Here is a 3,893-nt window from a genome sequence, read left to right on the forward strand (position 1 = left end):
CGCCGACCCCAACGCCGACCACCCCCGGAACCCCGACGCCGACCGCTCCCACAACTCCACCCGCGCAAACGACGCCGCCGCAGGTTACGGCGCCGCCTCAACCGACATCACCCCCGATGCAGACGCCGCAGTATCCCCCGGGCGGCGGGAGCGCCTTGCCTCAGCCCGATCTGCCGGGACTCGGTGACGGCGGACTGACCAGACCCGGATTCGGTGAGGGTCTCCTGCCGAATCTCGATGGTGCTCTTCCCGGTCTGGATAGTGTGCTTCCCGGCATCGATGGGCTGCTTCCGGGCCTGGGTGACCAGGGTATGCCGGGAAACCGGGGCGATATGGGGGACATGATTTCGCAGATCACGGATACGGTCACTCGGGGCATCGATGGCGCGGGCCGCTTCGATCCGGCCGACTGGCTGACAGGGCGGGAAAACGCGCACGACAACCCGGGGGCCGACCAGCATCAGCGCACACCATGGTCCACGGGTGATGTGCCTGCTCAACAGCAGCCCACCCCCGGCGCTGTCACCGCGCCGGCCGGGTTCGGTGCCCCACCTGTGCTTCCGATATCGAATATCGGGGGCATACCGACGTTCGACGGTTTGTCTTCGGCGGATTTCGGAGCTACGAGCCCCCACTCGGTCGATAGGACATCCGACGATTCTCCTGGTGGCGGTGCGCCCGGCGGGATCGGGCGGCTCGATCGCAGGGGTGGCGAGCGCCGCTCGTCCAGCGCCCACGACGAGAGTCATCAGCCGGGCGATGTGACTTCGCAAGAACACGAAGACGGTTGAGCCCGGGCGCTGACGCGCGGTGGATCCGAGGTCCGTCCCGATATCGGTTGCGGCCCGGGCGAACTCGTGCGTGCGCTCGGCGATGTGGTCGGCACCGGCTCGACCACCGGCGTCGATCCGCACCGCCATCGAGCACAACCGCGCCCACGACTCGGCGCCCAACCACCGCTACGTGCCGTCCGCAGCCCAGCACATCGACGTGATTGCCACGAAGCCCGCGGTATGACGTCGCCCCCCCCGCGCTCGCTACCGCGCCAAAGTCTGTGCGTGCGCGGCAGTGACAAGCTCGAGCAGCTCCGCCTGCTCACCCTCGTCGAGCGCACCGAACGCCGGTTCGATCAGCTCGTCGGTCACCGCTTCGGCCCGCTGCCACCGCTCGCGCACGTCGTCGGTGATCTCTTCGAACGGCTCCGGCCAGCCGTACCAGCGGGCCTGGCCGGGGCCGTCGTTGATGGGGGAGCCGGAGATCAGCACGGCCTGCAAGGGGGTGATACCCGAGGCGCGCACGGCGATCAGGTGCAGGCCGCCGCGCAGCTCCCGCAGCACGTGGGTCATTTGCATGACGCGCGCCGGCGCATCCTCCGGCAGCGGCATCGCGCGCCACCCCGCGAACAACGGCACTCCGGCCGGGTCCGCCGCCACAGCAACGGTTTCGAGCAGCTCGGCGAGCCGCCCGGCCTGTTCGAACCCGGCGAGCTTGCGCCGGCCGAAGTCCTGACAGACCCGCGCGTACCGCTCCGCGGCCTTCGCGGCGGGCATCTGCACCGATTCCCAGGCCGTGCGGATCGAGTTCTCCGGGAAGAATCCGAACGCCGCCGTCACCACGATGGCATCCACGTCGCCGAGCACGCCACCGCGTCCGCGCGTGTAGGGGCCGAAGAATGCGTCCACCCCGGTTTCTGCCGCGTATTCCTTTCCCTCCCTGGAGAACATGAATGCTCCGCCGAGCTGCTGAATGTAGGGGTTCACCGCCGCGCCGACCGACATGCCGGGTTCCTTCCGCTGGACTGACATCACCCGCCACCTTATGGGGTTTTTACGGCGTACGGAACACCCATGGGCCGATCGTGCGCCTCCGCCCTGGTGGATGGCGCTCCGAACTTCCTTGCGTTGCGCGTCGCCGGCCTCTATGGTTCATTACATGAGTAATGAACCACTCAACCGAGGAAGGTGACCGTGCTCGAAGACGGCAGGCCGCTCTTTCTGCAGATCGCGGAGATGATCGAGAACTCGATCGTCGACGGATCGCTGCCCGAGGAGTCCCAGGCGCCATCGTCGAACGAGCTCGCCGCCTTCCATCGGATCAACCCGGCCACCGCGGCCAAAGGCCTGAATCAGCTGGTGGCGGACGGGATTCTGTACAAGAAGCGAGGGATCGGAATGTTCGTGACAGCCGGTGCGCGCAATGCCCTGCGGTTGCGCCGACGGGAACGGTTCGCCGAACAGTTCATCGACCCGCTGATCGCCGAGGCGGACAAGCTCGGCATGGGCATCGATGAACTGAAAGCCATGCTCGACCATCGAGAGGGGACACGATGAGCGCCGCGACCATCGAACCGGCCGTGCTCGATACCGACGTCGTCGCGTCTACGCGCGGGCTGACCAAGCGGTTCGGTTCCGTCACCGCACTCGAGGACGTCACCCTCGACCTGCGTGCGAACACCATCTACGGTCTGCTCGGCCGCAACGGCGCGGGCAAGACCACGCTCATGCAGGTGATGACCGGCCAGGCCTTCCAAACCGCGGGGGAGGTGCGCATCTTCGGTCACACCCCGCACGAGAACACCGAAGTGCTGCGCGGGATCTCCTTCATCAAGGAGAGTCAGGCGTATCCGGCCGACTACAAGGTCAAGCATGTGCTGGCGGCGGCCCGTCATCTGCTGCGCGATTGGGATGAGGAGTTCGCGCGAGAGTTGTTGCGTGACTTCGATCTACCCACCGAACGTAAAGTGAAGAAGCTGTCCCGCGGCATGACCTCCGCGCTCGGCGTCATCATCGGCCTCGCCTCACGCGCCCCGCTGACCTTCTTCGACGAACCGTATCTCGGCCTCGACGCCGTCTCCCGGCAGCTGTTCTACGACCGCTTGCTCGCCGACTACGCCGAACATCCGCGCACTATCGTGCTGTCCACACACCTCATCGATGAGGTCGCCGACCTGCTCGAACACGTCCTGCTCATCGATATGGGCCGCCTGGTCGTCGACGCTCCCGCCGACGACCTGCGCGACACCGCGATGACCGTCTCCGGTCTCACCACCGACGTCGATTCCTTCCTCGGTGGGCGCCCGGAGCTGCGCCGCGAATCCCTCGGCAATCAGGCCAGGGTGGTGCTGCGCACCGAGGACCGGGCCGACGACATCGCCCACGCGAAATCGCTGGGACTGCTGGTCGAGCCGGTCTCGTTGCAACAGCTCATCGTCGAGACCACCAATCTGCGCGGAAAGGATCAGTAATGCTGCGCCGAGCTGTCTCCGTGTCCAGGCTTCACGCCGTCGCGTGGCCTGTGCTTATCGCGTGGCCACTGGGAATTCTGCTGGTGGCGTTCGCGATCCCGTGGGTCATCTTCTTGCTGGTCGACGCCCAAGAAGCCAATGTCACCGGCAGTGTGTCGGCCGCCTTCGGCATCGTGCTGGCGTTCTACCTCGGCGCCATGACCCAGACGTTCCCGTTCGCGCTCGGCCTGAGCATCACCCGGCGCGACTATTTCGCCGCCACCCTGCTGGTCGCGGCCGCGCAGATCCTCGGCACCGGCGTGCTGTTGTGGGGGCTCGGACTGATCGAGGAAGCCACCGACGGCTGGGGCGTGAACATGGTGATGTTCGACGTCCCTGGCCAGTTCACCAGCAGCCCGCTGATCCAACTCGGCACCTACCTGGCCATCCTGGCCCTGGTCGCCGGTGCGGGTCTGCTGACCGGTGCGCTCTACCAGCGGTGGCGAGTGTCGGGCGTGTACACCTTCCTGGTCGCGCTGCTGCTGATCCTCGGCCTCGCGGCGATCGTGATCACCTGGCAGAGCTGGTGGCCCGAGGTCGGCCACTGGTTCGCCGACACTCCACGCGTCGTCCCGATGGTGCTGCTGCCCGCGGTGCTGGCGGTGATGTG

5 protein-coding genes are annotated in these 3,893 nt (G+C 66.9%); 4 read left to right on the top strand and 1 reads right to left on the bottom strand.

Going from position 1 to position 3,893, the window contains the following annotated elements:
• Positions 1 to 116: 116 nt before the first annotated feature.
• A complete protein-coding gene (locus RJ05_RS30655; protein WP_156090790.1) occupies positions 117 to 791 on the top strand; it encodes a hypothetical protein in 675 nt (224 codons plus the stop codon).
• Positions 792 to 1,037: 246 nt separating this feature from the next.
• Here the strand turns inward: RJ05_RS30655 and RJ05_RS01785 are convergent, their stop codons facing one another.
• Entirely contained in the window at positions 1,038 to 1,778 is a 741-nt protein-coding gene (locus tag RJ05_RS01785; protein WP_036532327.1) for an SCO6745 family protein, read from the bottom strand.
• Between the two features lie 189 nt (positions 1,779 to 1,967).
• On the opposite strand from RJ05_RS01785, the gene RJ05_RS01790 reads away from it, so the two are divergent.
• From RJ05_RS01790 to RJ05_RS01800, 3 genes are all read left to right on the top strand, one after another.
• A complete protein-coding gene (locus RJ05_RS01790; protein WP_036532330.1) occupies positions 1,968 to 2,330 on the top strand; it encodes a GntR family transcriptional regulator in 363 nt (120 codons plus the stop codon).
• Complete coding sequence (locus RJ05_RS01795; protein ID WP_036532322.1) at positions 2,327 to 3,244, top strand: ABC transporter ATP-binding protein; 918 nt, start codon at positions 2,327 to 2,329, stop codon at positions 3,242 to 3,244. Before RJ05_RS01790 ends, RJ05_RS01795 begins: the two co-directional genes overlap by 4 nt.
• A partial coding sequence (locus tag RJ05_RS01800; RefSeq protein WP_036532324.1) for an ABC transporter permease occupies positions 3,244 to 3,893 on the top strand: 650 nt, incomplete at its 3' end. The genes RJ05_RS01795 and RJ05_RS01800, both read left to right, overlap by 1 nt.

The organism is Nocardia cyriacigeorgica NBRC 100375, from assembly GCF_000308555.1.
Taxonomy (GTDB): domain Bacteria; phylum Actinomycetota; class Actinomycetes; order Mycobacteriales; family Mycobacteriaceae; genus Nocardia; species Nocardia cyriacigeorgica.

Coding starts and splice junctions, on each gene's coding strand:
- RJ05_RS30655 (WP_156090790.1), top strand. CDS start 117: ATGCAGACGCCGCAGTATCCCCCGGGCGGCGGGAGCGCCTTGCCTCAG.
- RJ05_RS01785 (WP_036532327.1), bottom strand. CDS start 1,778: ATGTCGGTCGGCGCGGCGGTGAACCCCTACATTCAGCAGCTCGGCGGA.
- RJ05_RS01795 (WP_036532322.1), top strand. CDS start 2,327: ATGAGCGCCGCGACCATCGAACCGGCCGTGCTCGATACCGACGTCGTC.